General features: G+C 47.2%; 14 protein-coding genes and 1 tRNA gene. 6 read left to right on the top strand and 9 right to left on the bottom strand.

Going from position 1 to position 16282, the window contains the following annotated elements; translation table 11 throughout:
• Positions 1–10: 10 nt before the first annotated feature.
• Both IMY23_RS00355 and IMY23_RS00350 read right to left on the bottom strand, forming a co-directional pair.
• Positions 11–1669, bottom strand: a complete 1659-nt coding sequence (locus IMY23_RS00355) for a hypothetical protein (RefSeq protein WP_192820139.1) — start codon at positions 1667–1669, stop codon at positions 11–13.
• Between the two features lie 233 nt (positions 1670–1902).
• Positions 1903–2382 carry a DUF4890 domain-containing protein gene (locus IMY23_RS00350; RefSeq protein WP_192820138.1) on the bottom strand — a complete coding sequence of 160 codons (480 nt, stop codon included), beginning with the start codon at positions 2380–2382 and terminating at the stop codon, positions 1903–1905.
• A gap of 689 nt (positions 2383–3071) precedes the next feature.
• On the opposite strand from IMY23_RS00350, the gene IMY23_RS00345 reads away from it, so the two are divergent.
• From IMY23_RS00345 to IMY23_RS00335, 3 genes are all read left to right on the top strand, one after another.
• Positions 3072–4757: a T9SS type A sorting domain-containing protein gene (locus tag IMY23_RS00345; protein ID WP_192820137.1), complete on the top strand. Its 1686-nt coding sequence runs from the start codon at positions 3072–3074 to the stop codon at positions 4755–4757.
• Positions 4758–5072: 315 nt separating this feature from the next.
• Positions 5073–5585 carry a GAF domain-containing protein gene (locus tag IMY23_RS00340; protein ID WP_192820136.1) on the top strand — a complete coding sequence of 171 codons (513 nt, stop codon included), beginning with the start codon at positions 5073–5075 and terminating at the stop codon, positions 5583–5585.
• Positions 5586–5806: 221 nt separating this feature from the next.
• Positions 5807–7393: a hypothetical protein gene (locus IMY23_RS00335; protein ID WP_192820135.1), complete on the top strand. Its 1587-nt coding sequence runs from the start codon at positions 5807–5809 to the stop codon at positions 7391–7393.
• An 82-nt stretch (positions 7394–7475) separates the two neighbouring features.
• Here IMY23_RS00335 and IMY23_RS19875 read toward each other — a convergent pair whose 3' ends face one another.
• The 3 genes from IMY23_RS19875 to IMY23_RS00325 are packed head-to-tail and all read right to left on the bottom strand — an operon-like array spanning position 7476 to position 8620.
• On the bottom strand, positions 7476–7688 hold the full coding sequence (locus IMY23_RS19875) for a DpnI domain-containing protein (protein WP_225986359.1): 213 nt from the start codon (positions 7686–7688) through the stop codon (positions 7476–7478).
• Entirely contained in the window at positions 7689–8324 is a 636-nt protein-coding gene (merTP, locus tag IMY23_RS00330; RefSeq protein ID WP_192820134.1) for a mercuric transport protein MerTP, read from the bottom strand.
• Positions 8321–8620: a metalloregulator ArsR/SmtB family transcription factor gene (locus IMY23_RS00325; protein WP_225986358.1), complete on the bottom strand. Its 300-nt coding sequence runs from the start codon at positions 8618–8620 to the stop codon at positions 8321–8323. Before IMY23_RS00325 ends, merTP begins: the two co-directional genes overlap by 4 nt.
• 226 nt (positions 8621–8846) lie before the next feature.
• Here IMY23_RS00325 and IMY23_RS00320 point away from each other — a divergent pair, with 226 nt between their 5' ends.
• Together IMY23_RS00320 and IMY23_RS00315 are read left to right on the top strand one after the other, a co-directional pair.
• Positions 8847–9524: a recombinase family protein gene (locus tag IMY23_RS00320; RefSeq protein WP_192820132.1), complete on the top strand. Its 678-nt coding sequence runs from the start codon at positions 8847–8849 to the stop codon at positions 9522–9524.
• Between the two features lie 537 nt (positions 9525–10061).
• Entirely contained in the window at positions 10062–11063 is a 1002-nt protein-coding gene (locus tag IMY23_RS00315) for a hypothetical protein (RefSeq protein WP_192820131.1), read from the top strand.
• A gap of 236 nt (positions 11064–11299) precedes the next feature.
• Here IMY23_RS00315 and IMY23_RS00310 read toward each other — a convergent pair.
• A tRNA-Lys gene (locus IMY23_RS00310) sits at positions 11300–11372 on the bottom strand.
• Between the two features lie 68 nt (positions 11373–11440).
• Here IMY23_RS00310 and IMY23_RS00305 point away from each other — a divergent pair.
• Positions 11441–12202 (top strand): SH3 domain-containing protein, encoded by a 762-nt coding sequence (locus tag IMY23_RS00305; protein WP_192820130.1) that lies wholly within the window; start codon positions 11441–11443, stop codon positions 12200–12202.
• A 330-nt stretch (positions 12203–12532) separates the two neighbouring features.
• On the opposite strand, the gene IMY23_RS00300 is transcribed toward IMY23_RS00305, so the two are convergent.
• From IMY23_RS00300 to IMY23_RS00290, 3 genes are all read right to left on the bottom strand, one after another.
• Positions 12533–13339 (bottom strand): SDR family oxidoreductase, encoded by an 807-nt coding sequence (locus IMY23_RS00300; RefSeq protein WP_192823635.1) that lies wholly within the window; start codon positions 13337–13339, stop codon positions 12533–12535.
• A gap of 273 nt (positions 13340–13612) precedes the next feature.
• Positions 13613–14443, bottom strand: a complete 831-nt coding sequence (locus tag IMY23_RS00295) for a T9SS type A sorting domain-containing protein (protein ID WP_192820129.1) — start codon at positions 14441–14443, stop codon at positions 13613–13615.
• A 548-nt stretch (positions 14444–14991) separates the two neighbouring features.
• Positions 14992–16056 carry a T9SS type A sorting domain-containing protein gene (locus IMY23_RS00290; protein WP_192820128.1) on the bottom strand — a complete coding sequence of 355 codons (1065 nt, stop codon included), beginning with the start codon at positions 16054–16056 and terminating at the stop codon, positions 14992–14994.
• Positions 16057–16282 lie beyond the last annotated feature (226 nt).

Here is a 16282-nt window from a genome sequence, read left to right as displayed (position 1 = left end):
CTGATAAAAATTACATAGGCGCACCAATCACCGAGAGCACGCCGTTGGCCAGGCAGTCTTTCCAGTAGGTGAGAAAAGAGCGTTCGCGGCGGCGCTGCACCGAGATGGTGCCTTTGCGGGGCGCTTTGCCATCGTCTTCGCTCTCAGATTTTAACACAATTTTATTGGCGATAAACGATTTTATCTTCTTCCCGAAGGACTGCTTTTTCTCCTTGCCCTTGGAAAGCAGGTCAATCTGGAACTCATCATACTGCAGTTGCATGACGCCGCTGGCCGTGTTGCGGGTGAGATTCACGTTGAAATAGCCGCGCTGCAACACGCCGCTTTTCACGCGCACCAGCATGCTGGGTTCCACCATGGGGTTCAGAATAGCCGGATAGCCTTTGCCAATACTGCCTTCCAATGAATGCGAGGCCGCGGGGTCCAGCAGGGGCATTTTGACGGTGGCCTGCATGGCCGCTTTGCCCATAATCAGGCCGCTGGCTTTTAGAATGGCTGGTTTGCTGCGCGAGATGTAGTTTTTGTCATTGGTGAAATTGGTGAGCGTGAGGTCAATGTTGGAGCCGGTCACGTAGCCGGGCCGCTGGGCTTTCTCCGCCAATTCCTCGTAGCGCACAAACAGATTCTCTACCCGCACTTTTCTGATGTTCAGCCCAAACGGCAACTGCCGCACTACGTCATGCGGAAGCTTTCCTTCGCCTTTGGCCGGTAAGATTTTAGCGTTTTTGTAGGCTTGCACCTTGGGCTTCTGCACCACTACCGCCGCCATGGCCACGTTCCCGTTTTTGTAATACGCATGGAAGTTCACCTTGCTCAAGGTCACAGCCGGTACCTGCACCTGAAACCGCGTGGCCGCCTCACCCGCCAACCTGGACATCTGGGCCGCACTCCGCAAGGGCACCAACCTAAGATTGGCCAGGCTTATGTTTTGATCTTTGGTATTGGCTTGGATAGCCCCAGTTTTGATTTGGTAATTTCCCTCTGGCGTTACATAAGACCCAGATTTCACCGAAAAATCAATCTCTTTGCTGTAAAAAGCCCGGCTGGCATCTTGGAACGAGGCGCTGTCCAACTGAAGGTCGGTGACGGTAGTCTGCACTCCTGCTAAGGTAAGGTCTGGTTGTTTACTGCTGGCGGTTTGATGCCATTTGAAGGTGCCGTTGGTGACGGAAATCTCCTGTAAGCGCAAGGCACGGAGCTGCTGACCCACCGTTTCATGCAACGGCTGGGAAGTGGTGTCTTTTTTCATGGACCGCAATTCCAGCCTGGGGTCTTTAAGCGAAATGTGGCTGGCCCCAAGGTCGCCGCCAAACAGCAGTTTATAAAACGGAATTCCCTTGACCTGCACCTGCATAACGTGCAGCGTGGCCAGCTTAGAAGAAGCGTTTTTTGGGTTTTCCTTCTGCAGTTTTTCCCACACTTCCGGCTTGGGCAAAAGCTGCACGGAGTCTAAGGTAGCGGTCCCCGCCAGCAAGGAAAGATTCAGTTGACCCACTTGCAACGCATAAACGCCTTTTGATTGGGTATCCACTTGCTCCACCAGTTTTTTCTGGGCCCAGGGATTCAGGTTCTTCGCCAACAGCCAAATGGCCAGCGCCAGAAACACCACCACCCCGCCTGCCACCAGCAGGATTTTTCTGTACTTACGCGTTCTGGTTAGGTTGGCCATACGTTAAAATTCTCCTCTTCTACGGGTTAGGGTAGAGAATGATAACCTACATAACCAACTTTGCCCTGGGTTGTTCAAACCGCTCTGTTAGAAAACCACCTGTAATAAAAAACGCCGCCCAACCCCATCACGCTTGTCAAAGATCTCCGTTTTGGGGCTCATTTCCAGAAATGAGCCCCAAAACAAAAGGCCAGCAAATGCTGGCCTTTTGTTCTTATTAGAAATCTAGTGGTTTAGCTTTTTTTGTCTTGGCTTCTCTCGCCCATTTTCTTAGGGAAGCCTTTTTTCTTGCCTCTGTGCTCTCCGTTGCCTTTTGTCTGGCGGTCGGCTTCATACTGGGCGTACTGCTGCGGAGTCAAAATGCTTCTCAATTCCTGGTTGTACTGGTCATGCTTGGCTTTCATGGCCTGACGCTGCGCCTGGCTGATTTGCTCGCCTTGGCCACGCTGTCCGCGGGTCATGGGTCTTTCGCTTTGCTGGCGCAGGTACAAGGCCTGCAACTTGGCTTGCTGATCAGCCGAGAGGTTGTACTTCTTGGTCAGCATCTCCGTCCTCTTGGCGGCTCTTTCTGCCGGGCTTTTCATCTGACGGTCGCCTTTTACCTGGCCGGCCCGCTCTGTTCTGTGCTGTCTGTCTTTTTTAGGGGCTGTCTGGGCGAACGAAGTTCCTGCTACCATTACTCCTAACGCGATCATTGCTGCTAACTTTTTCATCTGCTTTCTTTATTTGAGGGTTACTTTTCCAGACTAAATTTCTTAAACCCGAGGGGTTTCATCTTCTTAGTTGTTTCCCCTTATTCAAACTGCGTGCCAAAGTCAGAATCAGGAGCTTTTTATTTCAAGCAACCATCCCAACCAATAGATTTTCAGCGCTTTACGATTCACCCCCTGGGTATCAACTTATTTACTTCTGAGATTTCCTTTCAGCACCTGATTAAAATAACACTCAGACATCTTCTTTTTTAAGTCGGATTTCTAATCACTGAAATATAAACACCCTGAGAGTTGCATACTTTCCTGCTATCACTCTAACAAGACTGAACTGAGGAACCGTTTTCGGGCTCGTTTACCAGAATGAGCCCGAAAACGGAAAATCCAATTCCTCCTTCATTGTGTATTTTCCTGTCCAATTCCTGGTCCAGACTCCCTGAGCTGGTTTAAAAACAAAAAGGGAGAGGCTACCTCTTCAGCCTAAATAAAAGAAGTCATCCTTACTTGGTTTCATAATTGGCAACGGGCGGAGAGTTTTATTTTTTTCGCAGTAAAAAAGGCATTTCACGCCATCGTTGGCATTAATTTCATGTTTCTGACCCTTCCCTTTTTGAATTTCGAAATTTATTCCCCAATTTAATGCAATCGATTGCGCATACTGCTATCTTATTCCCCTTAAACGGTTACCCCATATGAAAAACCTTTACTGTTCTGTTTTCGCCTTATTCATGCTGCTTTCGGCTTCGCCTATTGAAGCAAATGCCCAGCAACTCGCATTTCCAGGCGCTGAGGGTTTCGGCAAATATGCCTCCGGTGGCCGTGGCGGCAAGGTAGTGGAAGTCTCCAACCTGAATGACTCCGGCCCCGGCAGCTTTCGGCAGGCCTTTCTGGAGTTCCCCGGTGAGCCCATCACCATTGTGTTCAAAGTGGGTGGCGTGATTAGGCTGGAGTCCCAGATAAAAGTAAACCGCTCCCACATCACCATTGCGGGCCAGACCGCCCCCGGCGACGGCATTGTGCTCACCGGCCATTCGTTTATCATCAACGGCGCGCGGGCGGTCAGCCAGGGCGGTAACCACGGCAACATCATCATCCGGTACCTGCGGTCACGGCCAGGGTACGTGGGGCCCACCGGCGTGTACGGTTTTGACATGGAGAACTGCCAGAACGTGATGGTGGACCATTGCTCGTTCAGTTGGGCCAATGAAGAGAACGCCGCCATGTATGACACCAAGAACACCACCGTGCAGTGGTCAATTGTGAGCGAAGGTTTGTACAATGCGGGCCATGCCAAGGGGGTGCGGTCTTACGGCGGCGTGTGGGGCGGGCAGTACGCCTCTTACCATCACAATCTTATTGCGCACAACGTGAGCCGTACCATCAGGTTCAACGGAGCCCGCGCCCATGACACCATTGCCCTTATTGATTACCGCAACAACGTGATTTACAACTGGGGCAGCACCAGTGCCGCGTATGGCGGGGAAGTGGAAATTACCAACGGCAAATCACAGGTGAACATGGTGAACAACTACTACAAAAAAGGACCCGCCACGTCCAGCACGCTGCGGTTTTTTCAGGCGAGTTACAACGCAGACATCGCCAAAGGTATTGGGGAATGGTACGTGGCCGGCAACGTGATGGAAGGCAACGCCACCCTCAACGCCGACAACTGGGCCGGGGTGGATGTAAGCAAAATTCCGACCGCAGACCGCGCCAAGATGAAAGCACTGACCCCGTTTGCCGTGACGGCGGCCTTGCCGGAGCAATCGGCGGAAGACGCATACCAGGCGGTTTTGGCCGGCGCTGGGGCCATTATTCCGGCACGTGACGCCGTAGACGCCCGCGTGGTGGAGGAAACCCGCACGGGTACGGCCACAGGCATGGGCTCGTATGCCAAGGCTGGCATCATTGACGCGCCCTCGGCGGTAGGCGGCCTGCCTACCTACGCCGCAGCCACCGCGCCAGCAGACACTGACCATGACGGCATGCCCGATGCCTGGGAAATAAGCAAGGGCCTCAACCCCAACGACCCCGAAGACCGCAACGCAGACCTGGACAACGACGGCTACACCAACCTGGAGATGTATTTGAACCAGGCCGCCACTTTGCTGTCTTCGCGTACTGAGCGCTCCCATTCCATGAAGGTGTACCCCGTACCAACCAATTCCCATCTGGTGCTGGACCTGGGCTTGCCGGCCAAACCGCAGGCAGTAGTTACCGTGGTGGATCTCACCGGCAAAGAAGTGTTCCGTAAAACTGTTTCGCCAGCTTTTGAAACTGGCTATGAAGTGAACGTGGCCTCGCTTAAAAAAGGAATCTACCTGGTGCGCGTAACCATGGGAGACAAAATCCTGACCCACCGCCTAGTGAAGGAATAATTGAACGCCTGGGCCATATAGCCCGATAGATAGCGCTTAAAACGCCTGCCGCGTCAAGAAATCTTGAGGTGGCAGGCGTTTCTATTTGCGCCAGAAAAAACAGCCACTTCTCTGAAGGCCAACCACTTGCCTCCTTTGTACAAACCAAAAACTATGTATGCCTGGCTTAAAACAAAGCAGAAAAGAACCTTGTTGGTTTTATAAAGGTTAGAGAGAGTACGGGTTCTTCGGCCTTTGGCCAAACAGGGTTCCTTCTCAGAAGCATGCATTTCCCAGAAACGCACCAGAGAACCCGCCCAGATTTTAAAAGCCCAGATGGACAATACCTTCGGATTACCTATCATACCAGCCAATGAACAAGACCGCCTGGCCAAACTCAGAAGCTATGACATTCTAGATACTTACCAGGAAGAAGGCCCTTTCAAGCACATTGCGGCCATGGCCTCGCGCATGTTCAACGTGCCTATTGCTTTGATCAACCTGGTGGAGAAAGACTACGTTGTGACCAGGCAAGCCGTGGGCATGGAGCCGGGCACCCAGGTTCCCAGAGGCACCAGCCTGTGCTCGCTGGCCATTTTGCGGGACCATTCCACGGTTTTTGAGAATGCCCTGGAGGAACCTTGCCTGTTGTCTAACCCTTTGGTCACCGGTGATTTCAACTTGCGGTTTTACGCTGCCGCTCCGCTCACTACCGCCGACGGCTATAACATTGGCGCCCTCTGCCTGGTAGACAAAGAGCCCCGCACCTTCACTGAAGTTGACCAGAAAATACTGGAGAACCTGGCCTCAGTGGTCATGGATGAAATTCAACGCGGCAACCAATCTTGATTTATGCGTTGGCAAAAGGCAGGCAGTGACAACCTGACAAAAACGAAAAGCCTCTTTGCGCGATGCAAAGAGGCTTTTCGTTTAAAAGAAAGTGATCCCGCTGGGGTCACGATTTCCGTACTTTAAAAGGTTTTTACTGCAAAAAAGCTATTTAATGGCTGTTTTAATGCACATTTGCGGTACGAAACCTTACGGTACGAAATTTAAGATGGATAATTAACATGGCTACATGCAAAGCATTTTTAAAGGATAAGAATAAGAACAACGAGTATAAAGTTTGGGTAAAGTACACCCACCAATCAGCATGGAAACCATTTAGCACAGGGATTACTATTTTACCTGAGCATTTTGACAAGGAAGACGGCAGAGTCCTTGAGTCACACCCGAATCATACCCCATTCAACGCAATTATACATGCGCTATCCTCTCACCTCTTGTCTCTGGCTAAAACGTTAGAATCAAAATTCACGAAACCGTCACCCGACAACGTAAGGCTATTGTATGACGAGAACCCTTTCATACATAATAAGCGCACCCTCAAACAACAGGAAGAAAAGAGAAAGGAAACTGAGAGCAAAGGAAAAAAGACAGTCAAAAGTAGGTATAGGAACTTAAAACCCATCAAAGACATGTCCCTGAAAGAGTTCCTAAGAACTGACATAGACTCTCAATGGCATAAGAAGTTGATGCAAAAGCATGGAGAGCCGACAGTCATCCAAGACATACATGGTAACGACCACATAGTAACTCAAATCTATGCCTTGGATTACATCAGGATTCTCACGCCCCAATTCAAGTCCAATGACACTCGAATGGCCTATTTGGATTTTAAGCGGTATGCAGATATTTTCATAGAAGAGTCAACCGACATATCGGAAAGCACAAGAAAGCAAAGGAGAAGCTGGTTAAACACCATTCTTGAGTTTTCCCTTCAGACAGATATAGCACTCACGTGGGATAATTTCAATCAGGACTTCTACAAAAGCTACGGCAGGTGGTTGATGTACGGAAAACGTGATGGTATAAATGAAAATGACTTGTACAACAACAGCTTTGGAAGCCATGTCAAGCGGCTAACTACCTTCCTTGGTTGGTGCGAGAAGGAATGCGATATAACTGTAAATGAGCGTTACAAGGATTACAAAGTCTTAAGTGAGGAAAAGGAAATCATTTCCCTAGACCCTCAAGAGATAAACATGCTTTGGGAGTATCAGATGCCAGAAGTAAAAGGTCTGGAAAATAAGCCTTGGAGGTTAGTACAGGACATTGCAGTTTTTGGCACGCTTACGGGATTGAGGATAAGTGACATCAAACGCAGCAGATTCAACCTCGACATATTAAAGAGAGACAAAGCGTTAGAAGCTAAAACGCTGAAAAACAAGGGAAATTACTACATACCACTACAGCTAGACTCAAGAATAGAACTTATACTAAAGAAGTATGAGTACAACTTAAATATCATACAGGAGCAGGAGTTTAATAAACTTATCAAGGTCGTGCTTAAACACATGAACCAACACCATGATATACATCAGACACCAATCACCTTCTATAGATATAAATTCAGAGAAGAGTTTAAGTTTGAAAGACTGAAACATGACCTGTACAGTAGTCACTCCAACAGGCGGTCAGCAGTCACCAACTGGCATTTTGAGTTAGGGCTTTCCGAACAAGAAATCCTTGTCATACTGGGTAGCAAGAGCATCACAGAACTCAAGAAATATATATCTAAAAACCCTTTCAAGGTTAAAGAAAGCGTTCTCAGAAAAGTAAGAGAACATCAAGACAGCACTAACACCAACCTTTAACTAAACAAAAAAGGGAAGTTAGCATTAATTAAGATGCTACCTTCCCTTTATTATTTATAACCTTTTTAAAGCAAATCCAACACTATCCACAGCAACTACTACCTTCTTGGATTGGTGGACATGGAACGGTGGCGTAACTACAAAAGACGCAACAGTCTCCAAGCTTAGGCTTCAATACTTCCTTACAGTGGTCACATTGGTAAAAATACTGACAGGCATCCGTAGGCATCTGCTCTTCTTTTTGATGTCCACAATTAGGACATGTAATCTTCGATACAAGTATAACTGTTGACATCTACTTTTTATTGATTGCAGTCACTTTATATCCAGTAGCTTTTACCGCATTTTCTATCTGTTTTACATCTGTTATGGTCTTATCAAACCAAACAGTTGTATTGCCATTTGCATAAGAGGTTTCCACTTTCTGAATACCTTTCAGTTTATTTACCTCACCGTTAACGTGTCCTTCACAGGCACTACAAGTCATGCCAGTTATCTTTAACTCAACAGCCTGAACACTTCCTTTCTTAGCACCAACCTGTTGTACTGGCGCTTGGGAATAGAAAACATGGGCATAAGATGGGAAAGCCAGCATAGCAACGGCAAACATGGTAATGATAGACAGGAATAATTTGGTTTGCATAAATTTAGGTTTTGAGGTTAAATCACAATCACAATCAGGTTTTACAGCTGGGTTAAGATTTTTGTACCAAGCAAACCCTAATACAAGTATGGTTAAGCCAATCAAGAAAGGTCTTAATGGCTCAAGCCATGAAAAAGAGGCGGCAACACCACTAGTTCCAGCTACCAAAGCAAGCAGTGGCGTAATACAACACATTGAAGCCGCTAACGCTGCAAGCAAACCAGTTCCCAACCAAACCTTCCCTTCTGACGCATCCTGACTTCTTAAAGAGACTCGTTTTTGTTTCATAAAACCTTATCAACTTTTGTTTGGGTGATAAATGCTAAATGCGGATGCAGGTGCAATTCTGCTTCAGGCGCAAGGGAGTAGTACACTGTTTGGGCTACCTTTTTAGTGTTAACGAGGTTGCCTTCCTTTAACTTCCGCAGGTGTTGTGACACAGCTGGAACGGTCATTGCCAGAATATCACTTATATCGCATGGACACAGTTCACCTTCTTCTTTTAGAAGAAAAAGTATTTTAAAGCGAACTTCATTCCCTGCTAGGTTCAAGGTGTTTGCAACATGGTGCAATGAGTCGGCCAAGTCCTCTAATTTTCTTTTACAGGAATTTATTTGGCTCTCGTCAGCATACACTCTTATACACGAAGAACTACTAGTTTGCTTCATTTGTCAGATGCGACTTTAATTATGTCAGGCACAAAGGTAAGAACAAATTTATTATTTAAGAAAAAACTTAAATACTCTTTTTGTATATCTTATTTTCACTATATTTGTTACATAACTACAACGAGCGTAGAGATTTTGTAACATGAGAGATTTAAAGGATATAGTTGTCTACTACAGAGTATCAACCAAGAGACAAGGTGAAAGCGGTCTAGGCTTAGAGGCACAACGTACTTACGTTAAACACTTTTACTCTCAAGAACCAATCAAAGAATTTGTTGAAACGGTAAGTGGCAAAGAGATAACCAACAGACCAATGCTGTTAGAAGCTATCAAATTATGTAAGCAACGCAATGCTACCTTGGTGGTTGCGAAAGTAGACCGTTTATCTAGAACAACAGAACAAGCCTTACAAATCTATGCGGAACTGGAAGAGCGCTTGGAGAGCTGTGACATGCCTAACCTTGATAAATTTTCCTTGACCTTGTTCATGGCGATAGCCGACAGAGAACGTCAACTTATAAGCTTACGCACCAAAGCAGCCCTTGACGAAAAGAGAAAAATACACGGTGAATGGAGAAAACCATCTGAAGCCTTCAGGAGTGGCAAGGCATCACCAGCAGGAATCGTAGCAATAAAGGGAAAAGCAAAATCAAACCTTAACAACAGAAAAGCCCAAGCATTGGTAAAATCATTACGGGACTTCCAAAACCTTACTTGGAGAGAAATTGCAGATGAACTAAATAAAGGAGCTTTTAAGACTAGCAAGGGTGGCACCTTCCAAGCTACTCAAGCAATGAGATTATACAAGAGTGCCCAGTAAAAGAACTTATTTAATCTTTCTTAATATAGTATTTTTTATATACTCTAAAACGCAATACTTGAGTACCTTCACGTACTTTAATCCCTCTTTACTTAGCAAGATTTGCACTTTTATTCTATAAAAGTCACTGCAGAACGTTTACAGACGGCAAATCATAGGGTGTTTGAACTCACCAGCCCGAAAGAGACCCACTCCGCCACGGTTATAAAAACCCTCTCCCAGCCCTCTTCCTGCATTATCTTGTAAATACACCGACAACTAATGTATCCCGCCACTTGCTGAAAACCCATTTCAAAAAAACTAACGCCCTACTACACATACATAATTTTTATAATTTTTCCAGTTTTGTTATAGGATTTTTTTAATTCGCTTTTTATTTAGATTTTCTAAAACATATGATTGGCCTGTTACCCCACAAAAGGTCTATAGGCATGTACCCTTTTATAATTATAGGAACAAAGGGGCCATTTTTGTTCCATAGTATAACAACCTTATGAGTTTAAACTAAGATGCTCATAAGGAATTAAAATTTTAAACATGAAACCCGTTAACTCTTATGACAAGATAACTCTTGGTCTAAACAAAGCACTTGACTTCAATCACCAGTATGACTGCAAAAAAACCTACAGCAACACTGGCGAATTGCTTCAGCTGTCACATCAACAGGTAGGAATGAGCATCACCATAGACTACCAGAGAAGCTTCACTAGAATCACGCTCTCAAGCAAATTCTTAAAAGCAAAAGCATTAGGACTTATTACCTTGGACACATTTTCAGATATGTACAGGGAAGTATCAAAGGTTGTAAGCATATCATCTGCTGAGTTGGAAGAGAGCATATTCCAAAAGGGAGAGGTGACACAGGATGTAACTGTGGACAGCCCTTCAGATGCTATAGGATACCTATACACGCTTGCTAAAAAGCAAATGGCCTATAAGATTCCAAAGAGGTGCTACAAGCATGGTGGTAAGGAATGCTCATTTTACATGAAGAAGAATAACCTTAGCAGGAAGTACATAGATTACCTATCAATATATGATAAAGAGGTAGAACAACTTAACCCCGAGATAAAGGCAAACCAAGCGTACCTAAACTCATTATCTTCTGAAGACCGACACAGATTCCAGCAAGCATTAAAAGGGAAGGTTAGGTTTGAGGTGAAATTTAATAGTGCTCACATGGTGCGCCACCATCTAAAACTAACTAAGGATGTGAGACCTACCTTTAAAGCAGTCTTAGATTCTGAAGTGCCAGTAGTGGCTAATATGGTTCAGAAGGTTTTCAAGGACACCGAACCGAACCACCAAGAGCAGTATAAACCTAAAAACATGAACCAGTTGTCCTATTACCTTGCTCTAAAGGAGAATAAGTTTGACTTAAACCAAACAAGAGAGTACCTAAGAACTCAGTTTGGTGACGTAAAGTTGAGCAGAATAATGAAGAAGGTTGCTGAGGTATTGGTAAGCGCCACCTTGATACCTAATGAAACGTGCTCAACGGCCTACCAGACGATTTTAAAACTGCTCACCCATCAGTAAACGCCTCTAGTACCCAAAGTGTCTTAGAACGCTTAAAAAGCCAAACCCCAAACCAACTCATACAAGCATCCATGAAATGGTTTGATAATGGGACGGTACGGTAAAAACGGGAACGTACCGTAAAAAGTGTTAAAAAGGGAATATTACGGTACGAAGAATTGCGGTACGAAGAAATTCATACCAAAAATAAAAGCCTGTAAATCAATGACTTACAGGCTAAGAGATAATTTAAAAAGTGATTCCGCTGGGATTCGAACCCAGGACCCATACATTAAAAGTGTATTGCTCTACCAGCTGAGCTACAGAATCTTTTACTACCTTTGCTTAGAAGGGCGTTACCCTCAATTGCGATGCAAAAGTAAAATCCCTTTCTGTAAATGCCAAACATTTTCCGCAAATTATACTGGCTTTTTTGTGCGGCCCTGCTCTGCCTGGCGCAACCGGTTCTGGCTCAAGCTCCTGCAAAAAACCTGCAACACGCCGATTCTCTCTACGCCCAGCGTCAATACACCCAAGCCTTTGCCGTTTACGAGCGGTTACTGACCAAAAACGAAGTCTACACGCCCCAGATGCTCCTCAAAATGGCCTACATTCAGGAAGGCCTGCAGCAGTACACCCAGTCTATGTATTACCTGCAGCTGTACTACAGCAAGAACCCCAGCCGGTCGGTACTCCGGAAGATGGAGGAAGTGGGCCAGCAGCAGCAACTCTCCGGGTATGCCTACACCGACTGGGATTTCTTCAAGACACAGTTCTACAAGTACTACGCCACGCTGCTGGAACTCTTGTTGCTGGCGGCGGCGGTGTTCCTTACGTTCCTGCTTATGGGCTGGTACAGGAAAAGGCCTGTGGCGCGCAGTTGGCAATGGGGCTTTCTAGGCTACCTGGCCTTTGTGTTTTACTTCGCCAACTTTCTTTCATTGGGGCAGCAAGGCATTATTACCACCGCCCATGTGCCCATTATGGCGGCGCCCTCTGCCGGGGCCGGACTGGTGGCTACGGCCAGCCTGGGGCACAAGGTGGCCATTCTGGGCGAGGAAGACATCTGGTACCGCATAGAGTGGCAAGACCAAACCGCCTATATCCGGAAGTTTAACCTGCTGCTGCTTCCCCAACCGCTGAGCCAGGAACTGCTGTAAGAATCTTCTTTTACTTGTTTCGTACCAAAGGCGCAGGGCTGCGCAACTGAAGGGATTTCGGCTTCTTCAGTTTCAGGTAAAATGCCAGTTTTGCTGAGGATAAATTGAAGGGGGAGCTGTCTTCCTTAATCTTCATTGGACATCGTTGATATTCTAACTAAGCAGACGAATGAACGATACTTTTTGTCCTCTCGGAAAGATCTAGGTGCGGGGAAAGGAAAGGTTATTTTTGTCTCACACTCCCACTCTTAATTTGAGAACCAATCCCAAGATTTCCAGAGGAAGGCGTTTTGGGGCTCATTTCTGGAAATGAGCCCTAAAACGGAAAGGCTATTTGAAAGGGGAATCTGGTTCTTTCTTCATGTGGTTGAAGACTAGCTTGTCAGTGAGGGCGGGCAGCCACTTGCTCAGGAAGACGGTGAGTTTGCCTTGGCCGGTCATTACCAGCTCCCTTTTGCGCCGCAAGGTGCCTTCCAGAATCTTCTCAGCCACTTCCTCGGCGGTCATCATCTTGCCTTCATCGCGCGGCGATTCGCCCTGCTGCTGCCCGTTGGCGGCCAGAGCGGTGTTTCTGATGTTGGAAGCCGTGAACCCAGGACAGGCCACCATCACGTGCAGGCCCTGGTGAAGCGTTTCGGTGCGCAAGGCGCCCAGGAAACCCTGCATGGCAAACTTAGACGCCGAATACCCCGTGCGCCCCGGCAAGCCCTGGAAACCGGCAATAGAAGACACGCCAATGACTGAGCCCTTGGTTGACAAAAGATGTGGCAAGGCATATTTGGTACAATACACGGTTCCCCAGAAGTTGATGTCCATGAGTTGCCGAATCACGCCCAAGTCCACATCCTGGAACAAGGCCCGCATGCTGATGCCGGCGTTGTTGACCAGCACGTCTATCCGTCCAAAGCTGGCCACCGTTTGCGCAATAAGTTGCTGGCAGTCTGTTTCCACGCTCACGTCACCGGGCACGGCCAGATAGGTGACCCTGCCTGTTGCCAGTTCCTGGCCGGTCTCCTGCAGTTTCTGCGCGTTTCTGGCGGAGATGACCACCGTGGCCCCCGCCTTCCCGTAGGCCAGCGCACAGGCCCGCCCAATGCCCGAGGAACCGCCCGTGACAATGACCACTTTGCCTTTCATGTTCTCTTTCATAGTTACTACCGTTCAGGCTGCAAAACTACAAGAACTTTCAGGATTGTCAGATTGTGGAAAAGCAAAAGACTAGTTCCGTTTTCGGCTCCGTTTCTGGAAATGAGCCCGAAAACGGAATCAGCTTTTGGTAGCTGGCGGTTTTTTATTCCTTTCGGCCGAAATCAAATTTACCTGCATAAGTTAGCCCTGCACAAAAAAAGAAGGCTCCCAGATCTGCATCTGGGAGCCTTCTATAAAATTGGTTGGCCGGGGCCGCTGAATTTAGTTTTTCACCAATCTGGTTTGGAAGCTCTCGCCGTTGGCTTCAATTTTCACCAAGTACACACCGGCGGCGGCATTGTTGAATTTAGAAGACAGTTGCTCGTTCAAGGCTTTCTCAGTGCCGGTGGCGCTCAACAAAACAGTTCCGCTCACGGTGTACACCGTCATGGCCACTTTGCCAGAAGACAAGTTGGCTGGTAACTGCAACTTGAAGGTTCCGTTGGCCGGGTTAGGATAGATGTTCAGGTTACCCGCTTTGAAATCTTTGATGCTGGTAGTAGTACCTGGCGTTACCGAAGCAAATGTAGTTCCTACTCTTATTTCATCAATCTCAACTTTTGGGGTTCCGGAGGAAGAGGCGGACATAAAACCGTTTCTCAATCCAATTGACTGGAATCTGGTAGCAGAGTTGGTACCACTAGAGTTAGACACACCGTTGGTTGGCTCTGTCGCGCCAAGAGTTGGGTTCACCCAAAGTGTTGCCATATCATTTCCATCCTTAATCTCAAATTTCACCACTACCAGCACAGAAGTACCAAAAGTAAGATCTAAAGGAAAATCTGTTTGGGTAGGAGTACCTCCAGAAATATTCTGAATAGCCAACCGATAACCAGTTCCTGATTTTTTAGCATGCAATCTACCGAACAGGTTAGTGTTGGCGGCACCTGCGTCATTACCAAAGTGCATAAAGTAATCAGGCGTATCACCTAATTGGGTGTCATCAAGAACTTTGATAATGGCTGAATAATAAGCAGTGGTAGTACCGGCCGGAATAGTCCCGGAAATATCAGCGTTCACATCTCTACTAGTGGCAGCTGCGGCTGGCAACAAAATTCTATTGCCTGTAGAAGCAGTTAAGCCTGGATAAGACAAGCTACCTTCTAAAATTGCGATTGGGCCAGAGCCACTATGGGTTACCCACCCGTTACCACCTTCTACTGCCGGATCTCCAATAGCGCCTGTTCTTGCAAAACCCTCATAAAAAACAGGGGTAGTGGTCCCTTGGGCCATTGCGCTTGAACATTCTAATGTAAATCCTGCAGCCAATAAGAAACTCAGCTTTTGTAGATTTTTAATCATAATAATTAAGTTAGGATGGTTTGTAATGCAAATGGTGGCACCAGCTAGCCGTTCGCTTATTGCAAGGGCAGACGTCTAAATGGTGAAGCAAATGTAAGGATAAGGCGTAAACTCTGTGTTATGTAATAATTATTTTTTTCAGCTGGCTGCCTTGCCTGCACGAGGGCATTCAGTTTCCGTTTTTGGCCTTGTTTCTGAAAATGAGCCCGAAAACGGAAAACCTGAAGCATGTAATAAGGGCACAAAAAAAGCCCTTCGGGGTAAAACGAAGGGCTTTCTTTTAGCATTTTCAGAATAGACTAGTTTTTCACCACTCTGGTCTGGTAGCTGTTGCCGTTGCTTTCAAGGCGCACAATGTACACCCCGTTGGCGGCGGCGCTCAGTTTGGTGGCCAGTTCCTGGTTGAGTTTCTGCTCAGAGCCGGCGGTTTTCAGGAGCACTTTCCCTTCCAGGCTGTAGACGGTCAGGCCTACCTCGCCGTTGGCCAGGCTGGCGGGCAGCTGCAGTTTCACGCTTCCGGAGGTAGGGTTTGGGTACAAGCCAATATTAGCAGTGGCGAAGTCTTTCACGCTGGTGGTAGTTCCTGGAGTTACCGCATCAAATGATGGGCCTACCCTCACTTCGTCAATTTCCAGGTTTCCGGTTCCCTGGCCATTGGTGTTGTTCTGCCGAAAGGCTATTCCCCCTAAAGTTGTGGTAGCCACGCCGGCAGTTGCCGTGTACGTTGGCGCCGGTTCCTGCGCCGCTCCTAGCGTGGGATTCACCCATATGCTGGAGGAGTTGTTCCCCAGGTCATGCTTGAACACAATAAGCACAGTTTGACCAATGGTATAGTTGGTGGGGTTGGTGCCGTACATCTCAGTACCGGAGACTGGGGTAGGAACGCCGTCAAGGGTATTGTTCAGGATACCCACGTTAAAGGTGTTGGGCGCGCTGCCCGCTCTCACGTAGATTCTTGCCTGGTAAGGCGTTACCCCCAGAGACCGCACAAAGTGCATAAAGTAATTCCCAATGGTTTCATTTCCCCGCAAAGAGGCGCCGTCCACTACATTCAACAGGAACGAACCATACAGTTCACCTGTGGTCACCGGGGTGGCGAACATCTTGTTGATGTACTCATTGTTGGTGGCCTTTAAGGCTACTTTGTTGCCGGTAGAAGCGGCCAAACCGGGATAGGTCAGGCTGCCGGCCTCTAGCATGGTTTGCCCGGAAGTACCTATGTTGGCGTATTCCCAACCGTTGTGGCCAGACACGGTGCCGGTTCCAGAGAATGCGTCATGGAACTCCTGGGCAGAAACAGAAATGCTGCCCACGCCCAAAAAGGCGACCAGCGATAAACTTAATTTTTGTAAAGGTTTCATCATACAGTTTTGTTTGGTGTTGGTGTTTAGGGGTGGTTTTATGCAGAAGCTGCCTTTTTCTGCTTGAATTCAGCAGCTGCCCGGTTGACAAATATAGAATTCTTCGCCAAAAGAACCCTTTTTGATAGTAAAAAAGTAACGAAAGTAGGTTTTTGCCTCGTTCCGGTGTCACTTGTCATCAGCCAAATCAAGAAAAAAAACAGCCTCTGAAAAGTGGTTTTAACCACTG

The sequence above is a fragment of the Rufibacter sp. LB8 genome (assembly GCF_014876185.1).
Classification (GTDB): domain Bacteria; phylum Bacteroidota; class Bacteroidia; order Cytophagales; family Hymenobacteraceae; genus Nibribacter.
Note: the sequence above shows the minus strand (reverse complement) of the source record. Positions and strands in the feature narration are given on the sequence as shown.

Coding starts and splice junctions, on each gene's coding strand:
- IMY23_RS00355 (WP_192820139.1), bottom strand. CDS start 1,669: ATGGCCAACCTAACCAGAACGCGTAAGTACAGAAAAATCCTGCTGGTG.
- IMY23_RS00350 (WP_192820138.1), bottom strand. CDS start 2,382: ATGAAAAAGTTAGCAGCAATGATCGCGTTAGGAGTAATGGTAGCAGGA.
- IMY23_RS00345 (WP_192820137.1), top strand. CDS start 3,072: ATGAAAAACCTTTACTGTTCTGTTTTCGCCTTATTCATGCTGCTTTCG.
- IMY23_RS00340 (WP_192820136.1), top strand. CDS start 5,073: ATGGACAATACCTTCGGATTACCTATCATACCAGCCAATGAACAAGAC.
- IMY23_RS00335 (WP_192820135.1), top strand. CDS start 5,807: ATGGCTACATGCAAAGCATTTTTAAAGGATAAGAATAAGAACAACGAG.
- IMY23_RS19875 (WP_225986359.1), bottom strand. CDS start 7,688: ATGTCAACAGTTATACTTGTATCGAAGATTACATGTCCTAATTGTGGA.
- merTP (WP_192820134.1), bottom strand. CDS start 8,324: ATGAAACAAAAACGAGTCTCTTTAAGAAGTCAGGATGCGTCAGAAGGG.
- IMY23_RS00320 (WP_192820132.1), top strand. CDS start 8,847: ATGAGAGATTTAAAGGATATAGTTGTCTACTACAGAGTATCAACCAAG.
- IMY23_RS00315 (WP_192820131.1), top strand. CDS start 10,062: ATGAAACCCGTTAACTCTTATGACAAGATAACTCTTGGTCTAAACAAA.
- IMY23_RS00305 (WP_192820130.1), top strand. CDS start 11,441: ATGCCAAACATTTTCCGCAAATTATACTGGCTTTTTTGTGCGGCCCTG.
- IMY23_RS00300 (WP_192823635.1), bottom strand. CDS start 13,339: ATGAAAGGCAAAGTGGTCATTGTCACGGGCGGTTCCTCGGGCATTGGG.
- IMY23_RS00290 (WP_192820128.1), bottom strand. CDS start 16,056: ATGATGAAACCTTTACAAAAATTAAGTTTATCGCTGGTCGCCTTTTTG.